10 protein-coding genes are annotated in these 13,229 nt (G+C 71.6%); 5 read left to right on the forward strand and 5 right to left on the reverse strand.

All coding sequences use genetic code 11. The features are described 5' to 3' along the window. Nucleotides 1-136: 136 nt before the first annotated feature. Both ACWGKQ_RS33255 and ACWGKQ_RS33260 read left to right on the forward strand, forming a co-directional pair. Nucleotides 137-1,555, forward strand: coding sequence for an IS4 family transposase (locus tag ACWGKQ_RS33255; RefSeq protein WP_453295728.1), 1,419 nt, complete (start codon nucleotides 137-139; stop codon nucleotides 1,553-1,555). Nucleotides 1,556-1,644: 89 nt separating this feature from the next. Next, the gene (locus tag ACWGKQ_RS33260) at nucleotides 1,645-3,825 is read left to right on the forward strand and encodes an NACHT domain-containing protein (protein ID WP_453295729.1); all 2,181 of its coding nucleotides are present in this window, start codon (nucleotides 1,645-1,647) and stop codon (nucleotides 3,823-3,825) included. A gap of 138 nt (nucleotides 3,826-3,963) precedes the next feature. On the opposite strand, the gene ACWGKQ_RS33265 is transcribed toward ACWGKQ_RS33260, so the two are convergent. The 4 genes from ACWGKQ_RS33265 to ACWGKQ_RS33280 all read right to left on the reverse strand — a co-directional run bounded on the left by ACWGKQ_RS33265 (nucleotide 3,964) and on the right by ACWGKQ_RS33280 (nucleotide 8,192). Further along, nucleotides 3,964-5,391 (reverse strand): Nramp family divalent metal transporter, encoded by a 1,428-nt coding sequence (locus ACWGKQ_RS33265; RefSeq protein ID WP_453295730.1) that lies wholly within the window; start codon nucleotides 5,389-5,391, stop codon nucleotides 3,964-3,966. A 68-nt stretch (nucleotides 5,392-5,459) separates the two neighbouring features. Continuing rightward, nucleotides 5,460-6,398 carry a phosphoglycerate dehydrogenase gene (locus tag ACWGKQ_RS33270; RefSeq protein ID WP_453295731.1) on the reverse strand — a complete coding sequence of 313 codons (939 nt, stop codon included), beginning with the start codon at nucleotides 6,396-6,398 and terminating at the stop codon, nucleotides 5,460-5,462. Further along, nucleotides 6,398-7,183: an HpcH/HpaI aldolase family protein gene (locus ACWGKQ_RS33275; protein WP_453295732.1), complete on the reverse strand. Its 786-nt coding sequence runs from the start codon at nucleotides 7,181-7,183 to the stop codon at nucleotides 6,398-6,400. Before ACWGKQ_RS33275 ends, ACWGKQ_RS33270 begins: the two co-directional genes overlap by 1 nt. Before the next feature lie 28 nt (nucleotides 7,184-7,211). Continuing rightward, the gene (locus tag ACWGKQ_RS33280) at nucleotides 7,212-8,192 is read right to left on the reverse strand and encodes an aldo/keto reductase (protein WP_453295733.1); all 981 of its coding nucleotides are present in this window, start codon (nucleotides 8,190-8,192) and stop codon (nucleotides 7,212-7,214) included. Between the two features lie 244 nt (nucleotides 8,193-8,436). Here ACWGKQ_RS33280 and pdxA point away from each other — a divergent pair, with 244 nt between their 5' ends. Further along, nucleotides 8,437-10,677, forward strand: a complete 2,241-nt coding sequence (gene pdxA, locus ACWGKQ_RS33285) for a 4-hydroxythreonine-4-phosphate dehydrogenase PdxA (RefSeq protein ID WP_453295734.1) — start codon at nucleotides 8,437-8,439, stop codon at nucleotides 10,675-10,677. 67 nt (nucleotides 10,678-10,744) lie between these two features. Next, nucleotides 10,745-11,545 carry a DeoR/GlpR family DNA-binding transcription regulator gene (locus tag ACWGKQ_RS33290; protein ID WP_453295735.1) on the forward strand — a complete coding sequence of 267 codons (801 nt, stop codon included), beginning with the start codon at nucleotides 10,745-10,747 and terminating at the stop codon, nucleotides 11,543-11,545. A gap of 64 nt (nucleotides 11,546-11,609) precedes the next feature. Here the strand turns inward: ACWGKQ_RS33290 and ACWGKQ_RS33295 are convergent, their stop codons facing one another. Continuing rightward, on the reverse strand, nucleotides 11,610-12,041 hold the full coding sequence (locus tag ACWGKQ_RS33295) for a MarR family winged helix-turn-helix transcriptional regulator (RefSeq protein WP_453295736.1): 432 nt from the start codon (nucleotides 12,039-12,041) through the stop codon (nucleotides 11,610-11,612). 138 nt (nucleotides 12,042-12,179) lie between these two features. Here ACWGKQ_RS33295 and ACWGKQ_RS33300 point away from each other — a divergent pair, with 138 nt between their 5' ends. Then, nucleotides 12,180-13,220: an NAD(P)-dependent oxidoreductase gene (locus tag ACWGKQ_RS33300; protein WP_453295737.1), complete on the forward strand. Its 1,041-nt coding sequence runs from the start codon at nucleotides 12,180-12,182 to the stop codon at nucleotides 13,218-13,220. Nucleotides 13,221-13,229 lie beyond the last annotated feature (9 nt).

The raw sequence follows: 13,229 nt of genomic DNA on the forward strand, positions 1-13,229 counted from the left end.
CATTGAAGGTCCCGACGGACCCGCTGGCCGCCCATGGCGACTGGCCACCCCGTCGGGGCACCGCAAGCCCGCCAGGCTGAGGAGCTGCCGACCTCGGCGCCAGTGTCCGAGAGCGCCACCTCGCGTTGATCTCTGAGTGGAGGGGAAGATCAGCGTTGGGCAACGCACGCGAATCGGGATCTTGACGAAGGTGTTCACACCCGAACTGGTCGACGCGGCGATAGCCAAGCACAGCCGGGCCGAGAAACGACGCCGTCTACTGCCAGCCCGCTTGGTCACCTACTTCGTCCTCGCTCTATGCCTGTTCGCCCAGGAGTCGTACGAAGAGGTCATACGGATGCTGACCAGCGGCATCCCGGGCAGCCGCGCACTCGCACGGACCAACCGGTCCTCGCTGTCGCGGGCAAGAGCCCGGCTCGGCGAAGAAGTGCTGGAGAGCCTCTTCCGCCAGGTCGCCGGCCCGCTCGCCATGCCGGGAACACCCGGAGCTTGGTGGAGCGGGCTGCGCCTACTGGCGTTGGACGGCACCCAGTTCGACGTCCCGGACTCCGTGACCAACGGCGACACCTTCGACGGCCCTTCCACCGGCGGCACGCCGTTCGGATTTCCCCAGGTGAGAGCCGTGGTCCTCTCGGAGATCGGCACCCACGGAGTGCTGGAAGCCAGACTCGGCGGCTACCGCGACGGCGAACGGGCCCTCGCCTACCCTCTCGCCGCAGCCACCGGCCCCGGCGACCTGGTCATCGCCGACCGCGGCTTCTGGTCGGTCGAGTTCGTGCACACCTTCGCTACGACCGGAGCGGACCTCCTGGTCAGGCTCCAGTCCAACCACCTCGGCACCACGCAGGAGGAACTTCCCGACGGATCCCGGCTGTCGATGATGCGCCCCGGCAAGGAGGTCCAGCTCCGAGCCCGGCGCGAAGGCCGGACCCTGCCCAAGGAGTCGGTCTACCGCGTCATCACCTTTGCGAAGGACGACAAGGAGGTACACCTGGGGACCACGCTGCTGGACGACGAGAAGTGCCCGGCGACCGAGTTGGTGGCGCTCTACCAGCAGCGGTGGGAGATCGAGCTGGCCTTCGACGAGATCAAGAACCACCTCGGTCCCGGCGGGCCGATCAGGTCACGCACGCCGCAGGGCGTCCGGCAGGAACTGTGGGCCTACCTCGCGGTCCATCATGCCGTCCGTCAGTTCGCCCACGCCGCAGCGGCCGCCAGCCCGACCGTGGACACCGACCGGCTCTCCTACCTGCGCTGCCTTCGGATCATCCGCCGGAGCGTTGTGTCACAGGCCGGTGCCACCAGGACCAAGCTCACCCGGGCATGGTCCGAGGCGGCCCAGGAAGCCCGCAGCCGGCTGTTGCCACCACGAGCCAAGAGGGACTGCCCTCGCGCGATCAAGAAGCCGCTCCGATGGCCGATCCTGCGGTCCCGGGCCGGACGCGACAAGGTCAGCCCCGGCCGCTGGAACCACAATCAAACGACCAAACCGCGTAAGTACAGGGGCGCGGGAAGACCCTTCGCCGAACCAGAGCAAACCTCGCCACCTCCCTGAGCCGGGCGGACACATGCCGCTCACTGGTCTGGTGGCGTCAGCGAGCTCAAATCCCGGGAACGCCGTCCAGGGTCCTGCATGATTCCTATGTGAGACGTGCACCGAAGCAGGTCAGGCTGCTCTATGTCGTCCTGGTTGGTGCCTTTCTGGCGTGGTACATCGCACGCTTCCACAAGGTCGACGTTCTGATTGCCGTAGTCTCCGCGTTCACTGCCCTGCTCGCGCTGCCCGCTGCAGTAGTCGCCGTGCTCCGCTCCGGCAAGACCGGGCCGGCGCCCGCTCGTCCGGGGGACATGGCCGACCAGCTCGCCCAGGGGGTACGCCAGCAGTGGGAGGCCGAGGCCCGGCTACGTCGCCTGAACGACCCTTTCCCGCTGCCGGTCGCATGGGGGGCGGCCGACGCGGACCTCGTCGAATCATGGACACACCTGATGGAGCTGGCCGGGGACTGGCCCGGCCGGTACCCGGGAGCCGAGTGCGGGTGGGTTCGCAGCCCGGCAGGGCTGGCCGGCAAGGGGGGCGACATCATCGAGACCTTCGAACACATTCCCACCCGCCGCCTGGTGGTCCTGGGCGAACCCGGCGCGGGCAAGACCATGCTGCTGATCCGCCTCCTGCTGGCCCTGCTCGAACACCGCCCGCCCGGCGGCCCCGTCCCGGTCATCTTTCCCCTGGCCTCCTGGGACCCCGCCTGGCAGGACCTGTACACATGGATGGCCGAACAACTCACCCAAGACCACCCCGCTCTGAGGGCACCCGCCCTCGCCGATCCCTCACAGACCAGCGCCGGCACCCAGGCCCGCGCCCTCCTTCAACAGCGGCTGATCCTGCCCATCCTCGACGGCCTGGACGAACTCCCCGAAAACCTGCGGGCCCGAGCCCTGCACGCCATCAACCAGGCACTGCCGGCCCGGCAGCCCCTGGTGCTTTCCAGCCGAACCGCCGAGTACCGAAGCACCCTGACCACACCGGCAGCAGTGACCGTGCTCCTCAACGGAGCCGCGGGCATCCATCTCCTCCCGCTGGATCCCATGAAAGCGGCCGCCTACCTGGAGCGCGACGCCGGAGGCCCCGGCACAAAGGCTGCGACCCGCTGGAGGCGGGTCACCGCTTCACTGGGCACCACCGCCCCCGTCGCCCAGGCACTGAGTACCCCTCTCGGCCTGTTCCTGGCCCGCACCATCTACAACCCCCGCCCCGACGAACACCTCTCCGACCTGCCCGACCTGTCCGACCCCGACGAACTCCTCGACCAGGCCCGCTTCCCCACCCGCCAGGACATCGACACCTACCTGTTCACCGCCTTCATCCCCGCCGCCTACCGCCCCCACCCAGACCAGCCCACTCCTTGGAACGCACAACAAGCCCAGCGCACCCTCACCCTCCTCGCCCACCACCTCCAACACACCCTCCACGGCACCCCCAACCTCGCCTGGTGGCAACTCACCCGCGCTCTCCCCAAGCGCAGAAGGGTGCTTATGATCGGGCTCGTTGCCGGACTCATGAGCGGCTTGTCAGCCTGTATCGCACTCGCGTCCTTGTCCTTGCAACCCGGAGAAGTCCCGTTGGCTTCTGTATTCACAGGCGTTGTCTTTTATGGGCCTGCTTACGGATTCACCTGCGCAGTAGCAGTGGCATTGGTCGGTTGGCTTTCGAGAACGGAACAGCCGAGCTCGCAGATCCGTTGGAGCTGGAGAGGGAGGTCCTGGCTAACTTTCGGACTCGTCCCGGGACTCGTCTTCGGAGCCACGCTCGGGATCCCAAATTCCGATTATGGGCTGAATTACGGAGTAGTAGTCGGGCTTAGCACCGGGCTCCCTTTCATGCTGTTGGGCGGGCTCAGGTCCGTGCACCCCGATCTGGCCAAGGCAGTGCGGCCAGGCGCGATCCTGGCTCAGGACAGACGTACCTACTTGGTCATTACTGTCACAGGCGGACTCGCGGGCGTGCTCGCGCTCACTCTTGTACAGGCTCTTGAGCTCTGGTGGGGGTTCGCGTTGGAAGGGGTGGTGGTCTCACTCGTGCAGTCGCTGTCATTCGGCCTGGCTGTGGGTCTTCCTATCGGTTTCATGCTGGGACTCGCTCGGTCGGTGTGGATGGAGTACCTGGTGACACGGATCCGGCTGGCGGCCCGCGGACGCGTGCCCTGGCGCTTCATGAGTTTCCTTGCCGACGCCCACGAGCGGCGAGGCGTACTACGGCAAGCAGGAGCGGTCTACCAGTTCCGTCACCTCGACCTCCAACGCCACCTTGCACAACGCCAACCATGATCGGCTGCGTTGTCTTGGGATGTGGTCCGACTCCGTCGTGCGCGTCCAGGGAAGCCGCGCCGAGGGCAGCGGATGGTCGAATCGCGGTGGCCAGCTAAGGCAACTGCATTGGCCTGAAGTAGGCCCCCGGTACGGCTCTCAGCTGCCCGGCATGAGTCCCAGCGTGTCCAGGACGCCGTACACCCCGAGGAAGAGGATCGCCGCGCTGCTCAGCACGAGGGCGGCGGTCAGCAGGCGGTTGGTGCGGAAGCGCGGGGCGACGCCGGTGTAGCGCAGCCGCCACACCGCGACCACCACCGCCAGCAGGAAGACGCCACCGCCGATTCCGCCCACCTGCACCATCAGGACGGGGGACTGGATCCACAGGTAGAAGGACATCCACACCGGGGGCAGGCACCACGTCAGGATCCGGATCGTGCGGGTGCGCACGCGCAGGTCCCGCCAGTCGATCACGCCGAGCAGACCGAGGGTGTTGGTCCACAGTCGCGGCACGCTCGCCGAGGAGGCGACGGTGACCGAGAACAGGACGGAGATCGCGCCGGCCAGGAACAGGTACTTCGCCCAGGGACCGAGGGTGTCGGTGTAGATGTGCGAGAGCGTGGTGATCATGTCGTTGCCCTCGGGCACCAGGCCCTGCGGGTGCAGGACGGAGGCGCCGATCACGTAGAAGGAGAGCGTGCACAGGGTGCAGACCAGCCAGGAGACGCCCACGTCGAGCCGCATGACCTTCAGCCAGCCCTCGGCGCGCCGGGCCCGCTCCTCGGTCCCGTCGTCGGGGCCGGCCCAGCGGGCGTAGCCCTTCTCCAGGCACCAGTAGGTGTACGTGGTCATCTCGTCGGCGCCGACCCCGGTGATCCCGAACATGGCGAGCGCGATGCCGACGGTGCCCGCGGGGATCTCGAAGCTCAGCCCGCCCGCGAGTTGCCCGCTGTCGTAGCCGAAGGCGGTGAAGGGGAGCGCGAGCGCCAGGCCGACGGTGATGAGGGTCTTCAGGGTGATGCCGACGACCTCGACCCGCTCCACGACGGGGTACCTGCCCGTCTGGAGGATGAGGATCGCGGCGGCCGTGACGAGGACCGCCCAGATCGTCAGGGACCGGGTGCTCAGCTCCCCGCCGCTGATCGGGAGCAGGATGGAGCAGGCGGCCGCGGTGCCGCCGATGATGCCGCCGCGCTGGAACATCTTGGCGAAGTCCATGCCGATCCAGAGCCAGTTGATCCAGCTCACCCGGCCGATCCTCGGCGGGACCTGGCTGTAGCCCTCCAGCGCGGGCCTGCCGTTGAGGACGGTCCAGCGGGCCAGCTCCATCTGCACCCACACCTTGACGGCGATGGAGGCGATCACCAGCCACAGCAGGGCGAAGCCCGCCTTCGCGCCGAGCGAGGTGGTGGTGATCAGCTCGCCGGAGCCGACGACGGCCGCGGAGAGGATGAGCCCGGGGCCCAGGTGGCGCAGCCGGCCGCGGAAGGTCTCGGGGGCGGGGCGGGCGTCTTCGGGGCGCAGCGCGTACGGGTCGGGCTGCGCGGTTGCCGACGCGGCGGTGGCGCCGTCGGTGGTGGTGGCCATGGCGGGTCCTTGGGGATCTTCCGGCGTCGTCGCCGGTGTCCGGAAACGGGGGAGGGGGAGGGGGGCGGTCAGGGAGCCTGATGGCGGGGCGTCCCGCCCGCGAGGACGCGGACGACGTCCGCGGCGACCATCGCGCCCATGGCCTGGTTGGCCTCGGGGGTGCAGGCGGCCATGTGGGAGGTGAGCAGGGCGCGCGGCGCCGTGCGCAGCGGGTGGCCGGCGGGCAGCGGTTCGGTGGCGAACGCGTCCAGGGCGGCGGCCCCCAGGTGCCCTGAGCCCAGCAGTTCGGCGAGCGCCCGCTCGTCGACGAGGCCGCCGCGCGCGGCGTTGACCAGCACGGCTCCCGGCTTCATCGCGGCGAGCCGGGCCCGGTCGAGCAGCGGTGCGCCGGACGGGTCGGGCGGGGTGTGCAGACTGACGGCGTCGGCGCGCGCCAACAGGTCGTCCAGGGCGGCCGGTTCGGCGCCCAGCGCGCGGATGTCGTCGCCCGGGACATAGGGGTCGTGGGCGAGCAGCGCCATCCCGAAGGCGCGGGCGTACCCGGCGAGCAGCCGCCCGATCCGCCCGAAGCCGACGATGCCCAGCGTCCTGCCGTGCAGTTCCGGCCCGAACAGCTTCGGCCAGCCGCCCGCGGCGACCTCGGTGTGCGAGGCGGTGACCGAGCGCGTCGCCGACAGCAGCAGACCGAAGGTGTACTCGGCCACGGCGCGGGAGTTGCTGCCCGGCGCACACACCACGGGGATGCCACGGCTGCGGGCGGCGGCCACGTCGATGGTGTCCACACCGACACCGTGTTTGGCGATCACCTTGAGGCGCGGCGCGGCGTCCATCACCTCGGCCGTGATGGCGTCCATGCCGACGATCAGGGCGTCCGCTTCGGCGGCGGACTCGATCAACTCGTCGGCGGGCAGCCGCCGTGGGCCCGCCTCCGCCTCCTCCAGGATCCGCCAGGGCCGGTCCGCGTGGCGCGCGAAGGTGGGCGTGGTGATGAGGGTCGTGGCCGGCATCAGACGTCTCCGCCGCGCGCCGCCTCGAGATGGGACGCGGCGATCTGCTGCAGGTGTACGACGTCGGCCGCCACCGACGCGAACGTGAAGCCCTCGGCGAGCCTGCGTGCCGCGCTCGCCCCGTCGGCGTTGTGGATGCCGGCCGCGATGCCCCTCGCCTCGGCGGCCTTGCGGATCCGGGCCAGCGCGTCCTCGAACTCCCCCTGCACGGACGGGTCCGTGGAGGTCGCGCCGCCGATCGCGAGCCGCAGGTCGGACGGGCCGACGTAGACCCCGTCGAGACCGGGCGTCGCGCAGATCTCCTCGACGTTGGCGAGCCCGTCGGCCGTCTCGATCATCGCGAGGACGGCGGTCTGGTCGTGGGTGTCGGCGGGGTTCGGGCCGATCCGCAGCTGGGCGCGCATCGGCCCGTACGAGCGGCGGCCGAGCGGCGGGTAGCGTACGGCGGCCACGGCGTCGGCCGCGTCCCGTGCCGAGTCGACGAGCGGGACGATGACGGCGGTCGCGCCCGCGTCGAGCGCCTTGCCGATGCAGGTGAGGTCGTTGGCCTCCACCCGCACCATGCCGACGGCCGTGGAGCCCTTGGTGTCGGTGGCCAGGAGGTTGTTCAGCAGGCCCTGGTAGCCGAAGAGGCCGTGCTGGGCGTCGAAGGCGAGGTAGTCGTAGCCGAGCCGGGCCAGGCGCTCGGCGGCGATCGGCGAGTCGAGCAGCGACCAGTAGCCGACGAGCCGCTCGCGGGCGCGCAGGGCGGCGGTGAACTCGGCGGGGGTGCGGCCGGTTGCCATACGGAAGTCTCCTGAGAACGGGGGCGGTTCAGCGGTTGTAGGCGGGCATCGGGCCGCGCAGCCGGGCCCCCGCCTCGTCGCAGGCGGCCAGCACGTCGGCGGGCAGCTCACCGGCGGCCGCCGCGGCGATGTTGGCCTTGAGGTGGCCGACCTGGGAGCCGCCGAGCAGCAGGGCGTCGGTGGAGGGCCGGGACAGCAGCCAGCGCAGCGCCAGTTCGGTCAGCGGCAGGCCCGCGTCGGCGGCGATCCGGGTGAGGTCGGCGACGGCACGGAACAGGTCCTCGTTCCAGTACCGCTCGCGGTACATCGCGGCGAGCCGGGAATCGCCGAACCTGCCGCCGTCCGGGGCCTGTCCGAAGGCGTGGCGGCCGGTGAGCAGGCCACCGCCCAGCGGGTTGTAGACCATCGTGCGCAGCCCGGTGACGGCGGCGAACTCGACGTACTCCTCCTCGACGCGGCGCGCGAGCAGGTTGTGCAGCTGCTGGGCGACGACCGGCCGGGGCGCGCCGGCCTCGTCGGCCACCCGGTTCACCTCGGCGATCTGCCAGGCGGCGAAGTTGGAGACGCCGAGGGCGAGGACCTTCCCGTCCCGTACGAACCCGGCGACGGTCGCGAGGGTCTCGGCGAGCGGCGTGGCCCGGTCCGGCTGGTGCAGGTAGAAGAGGTCGACGTGGTCGGTGCCCAGCCGCTTCAGGCTGCCGTCGAGGGCGGCGCGCAGGCCCTCGGCGGAGAGCGGGGCGTGCCCGTCCTGGTCGGGGTGCGGGATGCCGGCCTTGGTGGCCAGCACGATCCGGTCGCGGCGCCCGGGGAGCAGGTCGGCGAGGATGCGCTCGCTCTCGCCGCCCGCGTAGCCGTTCGCGGTGTCGACGCCGGTGATGCCCGCGTCCAGGGCGGCGTCCAGCATCGCGGCGGCCGTCGCACGGTCCACGGTGTCGCCGAAGGTCATCGTGCCGAGTACCAGCCGGGACAGCGGGACGGGGATGTGCGGGAGTTCGAGGCCGACGGTCACGATGGTTCCTTCCGGGGCGGGACGGGGTGGAACGGGTGGAAAGGGGGGAACGGGGGAGGGGGAACACGGCAGGTGCACGGGGTACGCACGGGGCGTCGGTGTCCGGGGTGACAGGCGTCGGCGCCAGAGGCACGCTTACATGGCTGCGTGAATTGCGCAAGGTGTCTCGCGTGAATCGCGCAATGTGTGCCATGATCCGAGCGGGGCCGCCCGACGCGGGGCGTTCCCGAGGAGGTTCGATCCAGTGGCTTCGCCGCCGTACCACCCCTGCACCTGTCCGGCCGTACCCGCACCGTGCACCTGCCCGGCCGTACTCGCGCTCGCCGACGACCTGTCCGGCGCGGCCGAGACCGCCTGCGCGCTCGGCGGGTCCGTCCGGCTGGCGCTCACCGCCGACGCGGTGGCCGACGCCGACGGCGACCTCGTCGTGGACCTCGACAGCCGCCGCCTGCCGGCCGCCGCCGCGGCCGCCGCGGTACGGAACGCGCTGCGCGGGGCCGGGGAACGGCTGCTGTACAAGAAGGTCGACTCCCAGCTGCGCGGCAACCTCGCCGCGGAGGCCGCCGCCTATGCCGAGGGCGCCGAAGCCCTGGTCGTCGCGCCCGCGCTGCCCGCCGCCCGGCGCACGGTGACCGGCGGTGTGGTGCACCTGGACGGCGTGGCGCTGCACCGCACGGACGGCTGGCGAGCGGAGCGGTCCGCGGCGCCGTGCTCGATCGCCGAGGCATTCACCGGCCTCCCGGTCCGGACCGTCCCGCTCGGTGTCGTACGGTCCGAACCCGCCGCCCTGGAGGCCGAGTTCCGCCGGATCGCCGCCGCGGGGGAGCACCCGGCACCCGACGCCGAGACGGACGCCGACCTGGACGCCGTCGCCGCGGCGGCGCTGCGGCTCGGCCCCGGCTACCGGCTCCTGGGCAGCGGGGGTCTGGCGGCGGCGCTGGGCCGGGCCCTGGCCCGGACGCCTGCCGTCGCCGCCGCCCCCGCGGACCGGGGCACGGCTCCGCTGCTCTTCGTCGTGGGAACCGCTGAACTCGGCGCCCTTGCGCAGATCGCGCAACTCACCGCACTCGGCGCGCATCATGTGGCGCTGGACCCGGACGAGTTGACCTCAGGCACCGCCCGCCTGCCGGATCCGGTGGGCAGCGCGCCGACCGTGCTCTCCATCGACGGCGCGGCGGGCCTGCGCCCCGGCGCCGGACGCGCCCTGAGCGCCGCCCTCGCCGCGCTCGCCCTGACCCACCCGGGCCGCCCCGACCTCGTCCTGACCGGCGGCGAGACGGCCCGCGTCACCCTGGACGCCCTGGGCACCGCGGAGTTGGCGCCGCTCGGCGAGATCCACCACGGCGCCGTCCGCTCCCTCACCCCCGACGGCCGCACGGTCGTCACCCGCCCCGGCAGCTACGGCGCCCCGGACTCCCTGCGCCGCATCGCCACCGCACTCCGCCCCGACCTGCTCCACCGCTTGGAGGAACCCGACATGCCCGCCGCCCCGCTTCCGCTGATCGCCGTCACCATGGGCGACGGCGCCGGTATCGGCCCCGAGGTCACCGTCGCGGCCCTGCTCGACGATGCTGTGCTCGCCCGCTGCCGCCCCGTCGTCATCGGCGACGCGCACCGGCTGCGCGAGGCCGCCCGCATCCTCGGCCTGGACGCGACCGTCGTCGCCGTCGACCACCCGCGCGACGCCGAGTTCACCCCCGGCCGCGTCAACGTGGTCGACCTCCGCCTGCTCCCCGCCGACCTGCCCTGGGGCAGGCTCTCACCGGTCGCGGGCAACGCGGCGTACGAGTACATCAGGCGCGCCGCCGAACTCGCCGTCGCCGGCGAGGTGCACGCCATCTGCACCGCCCCCCTCAACAAGGAGGCCCTGCACGCGGCCGGCCACCTCTACCCCGGCCACACCGAACTCCTCGCCCACCTGACCGGCACCGACGAGGTGTCGATGATGCTCTCCACCGAGAAGGTCAAGGTCATCCACGTCACCACCCACATCGGCCTGATCGACGCCGTGAACCGCATCGAGCCGGGCCTGGTCGAGCGCACCGTGCGCCGCGGCCACGAGGCGATGGTCCGCTCCGGCACGGCCGCCCCCGTCATCGGCGTCTGCGGCATCAACCCGCACGCCGGCGAGAACGGCCTCTTCGGCTACGGCGAGGAGGAGGAGAAGATCGTCCCCGCCCTGGAGAAGCTGCGCGCCGAGGGCGTCGACGCACGCGGCCCGCTCCCCGCCGACACCGCGTTCTTCCTCGCCTCGCGCGGCGACTACGACCTGATCGTGGCGATGTACCACGACCAGGGCCACGGCCCGGTCAAGGTCCTCGGCATCGAGGCGGGCGTCAATCTCACCGTCGGACTGCCCGTGATCCGCACCTCCGTCGACCACGGCACCGCCTTCGACATCGCCGGAACCGGAAAGGCCGAGGCCGGTAGCATGGTCGAGGCGCTGCGCCAGGCGGCCGAGATGGCGACGGCGCCCGCGGCCTGAACCGTTCGTCTCCCGTACAGCCGTACCGCACAGGTCTGTACAGCCGCACCGCAGAGGACCGAGACAGATGCCGCCCACCTCGCCGACCCCGCCACGGACCACCGACGCCCGCCGCGACCGCATCGTGCACCTGGCCACCACCACCGGCCTCGCCAGCGTCGAGGAGCTGTCGCGGCTCTTCGACGTGACCCCGTCCACCATCCGCCGCGACCTGGCCCGCCTGACCGCCGAGGGGCGTCTGGCCCGCACCTACGGCGGCGCGATGGCCCTCACCGCCCATCCCGAGGCGTCGCTGCGCCAGCGCACCGGCGAGGCGTACGAGGAGAAGCGGGCCATCGCCCAGTGGGCGGCACGCCAGGTCGAGCCGGGCGAGACACTGCTGCTCGACGCCGGCACGACGGTGGGCGCACTGGCCCACGAGCTGCGCGCGGTCAAGGAGTTGACGATCGCGACGACCGGGCTGACCGCGCTGCACGCCCTCGCGGACGCGGAGGGCGTGCACGTCGAGTGCCTGGGCGGGACCCTGCGCCCGCTCAGCCAGGGCTTCGTCGGCCCGCTCACCGAGGCCGCCCTGGAACGCATGTCGTTCGACCGGGTCTTCCTCGGCGCCGACGGCGTCACGGTCGACCGCGGCATCTGCGAGGCGGACCTGCGCCAGACCCGCCTCAAGGAACTGATGTCCCGCCGCGCCGACCACGTCTACGTGCTGGCCCACGGCGCGAAGCTGGGCCGTGCCCCCTTCCACGCCTGGGCGACGCTCACCGGCGAGTGGACCCTGGTCACGGACGCGTCGGCCCCCACCGCCCAGATCCACGCCTTCGAGGCCCGCGGCGTACGCGTCGAGATCGCCCCGCCCCCCGGGGAGTGAACCCCCGGCCCTCGGCCGGGACCGATTGCCGCTCCGTGGGAAAACCTCCGTCGGACAAGCTCCGTCAGACAAGACGGAGCAGGAGCTCCACAGCGGAGACGAGCGTCCGTTGCTCGTCCGTTGTCAGCCGTTCGGCGATGACCGACTCGACCCAGGTCTGCTTCGCCTCGCGGGTCCGGGCCAGGGACTCCTGGCCCTGCTCCGTCAGTGAGACCAGCGTCTGCCTGCCGTCCGACGGGTCCGGCTCGCGACGGACCAGGCCCTCGGCCGCGAGGCCGGCCACCGTCGAGCCCATGGACTGGGACCGGACCCCCTCCGCCTTCGCCAACTCGCTGACCGTGACGGATCCCTTCCGGTCGAGCAGTGAGATGGCGCTCTCCTGAGACCAGGACAGGCCTGGACGCGCCTCCGTGCGCAATCGATGGGCAAGCAGTTTCACCGCGAGGCGGAGATCCGCTGCTGCGGCCGGCAGGTCGGGAACCGGTGCATCGGGCATGCCCTCAGGCTACCAGGTATGAAGGCAGACTGTTAATGTAATCTGCGAAGGCAAGCTTCGCAGTATTCCTTCGCAAGGCGTGAGTTCCCCGGTCGGCAGCCCGGCCGTGGGCGGCCCGGCCCTGACAGGAGATCCGTCATGAGCGTTCAGCAGACGAGCCATGCACCAGACGCACCCGAGACACCCTCATCGGCCGGTGAGCAGCTGCGGCCGGGTGTCACCGCGGTCGGCATGATCGGCGTCGGTGACATGGGCGGCCCGATCGCCCGTTCCCTCCTTCGCGCCGGCTACGAGGTGACCGCCTTCGACCTGCGGCCGCAGGCCGTGGAGGAACTTGCGGCCCTCGGCGCACGGGCGGCCGGGACCGTCACGGACCTGTGCGCGGCGAGTGACGTTGCGGTCGTCGTCGTGATGAACGACGCGCAGGTCGACGATGTCCTCACCGAGATCATGGCCGCTCCCGGACGGGTCCGCACCGTCATCGTCAGCAGTACCGTCCTGCCGTCGACGGTCATCAGGCTGCACGCGCGGGCGGCCGAGGCCGGACTCGACCTGATCGACGCGCCGGTCAGCGGCGGTGCGGAGAAGGCGGCGCGCGGTCTGCTCAGCGTCATCGTGGGCGGCGACGACGCCCCTGTGCGCGCGTGCTGGCCGCTGCTCGGCGCGTTCGGCCGGAACCTGTTCCATGTCGGCCCGGTCGGGGCCGGCAACGCCGGCAAGCTGGTGAACAACCTGCTGAGCCAGGGTGGCAACATGCTCCAGCTCGAAGCGATGCAACTCGCGGGGGCCTACGGCATCAGCGAGGACGACGCGACGCGATTCCTCACCGTGAGCGCGGGCGACTCCAAGGGGATACGGACCTGGGGGCGGCTCGACCGCGCCAGGCGCACCCACACGCTCGCCGGTACGCCGGCGGTGTACGACGTGCCCGCCAAGGACGTCCGCAACGCCGCCATAGCCGCGGGCGAGCGCGGGGTCACGCTCCCGATCGCCGCCGGCATCGGCGCCATGATGACCTACAAGCTGCGGCAGCGGGACGAGTACCTGGAGCGGTCCGGCCTGCTCCAGGACCTTCCCCGCTGTTCTGTCTGCGACCAGGAACTGGCCGCTCCGTACCGGGAGAGCGGCATGCACCCGGAGTGCGAGGATCTGGCACCGCGCGGCGAGCTCTCGAACTGACGCCGGAGA

This window comes from Streptomyces sp. NPDC054770, from assembly GCF_053611985.1.

What these genes read in the sequence shown, in the direction of transcription:
- ACWGKQ_RS33290 (WP_453295735.1), top strand. Translation starts at nt 10,745, where the DNA reads ATGCCGCCCACCTCGCCGACCCCGCCACGGACCACCGACGCCCGCCGC.
- ACWGKQ_RS33270 (WP_453295731.1), bottom strand. Translation starts at nt 6,398, where the DNA reads ATGCCGGCCACGACCCTCATCACCACGCCCACCTTCGCGCGCCACGCG.
- ACWGKQ_RS33300 (WP_453295737.1), top strand. Translation starts at nt 12,180, where the DNA reads ATGAGCGTTCAGCAGACGAGCCATGCACCAGACGCACCCGAGACACCC.
- ACWGKQ_RS33265 (WP_453295730.1), bottom strand. Translation starts at nt 5,391, where the DNA reads ATGGCCACCACCACCGACGGCGCCACCGCCGCGTCGGCAACCGCGCAG.
- ACWGKQ_RS33275 (WP_453295732.1), bottom strand. Translation starts at nt 7,183, where the DNA reads ATGGCAACCGGCCGCACCCCCGCCGAGTTCACCGCCGCCCTGCGCGCC.
- ACWGKQ_RS33295 (WP_453295736.1), bottom strand. Translation starts at nt 12,041, where the DNA reads ATGCCCGATGCACCGGTTCCCGACCTGCCGGCCGCAGCAGCGGATCTC.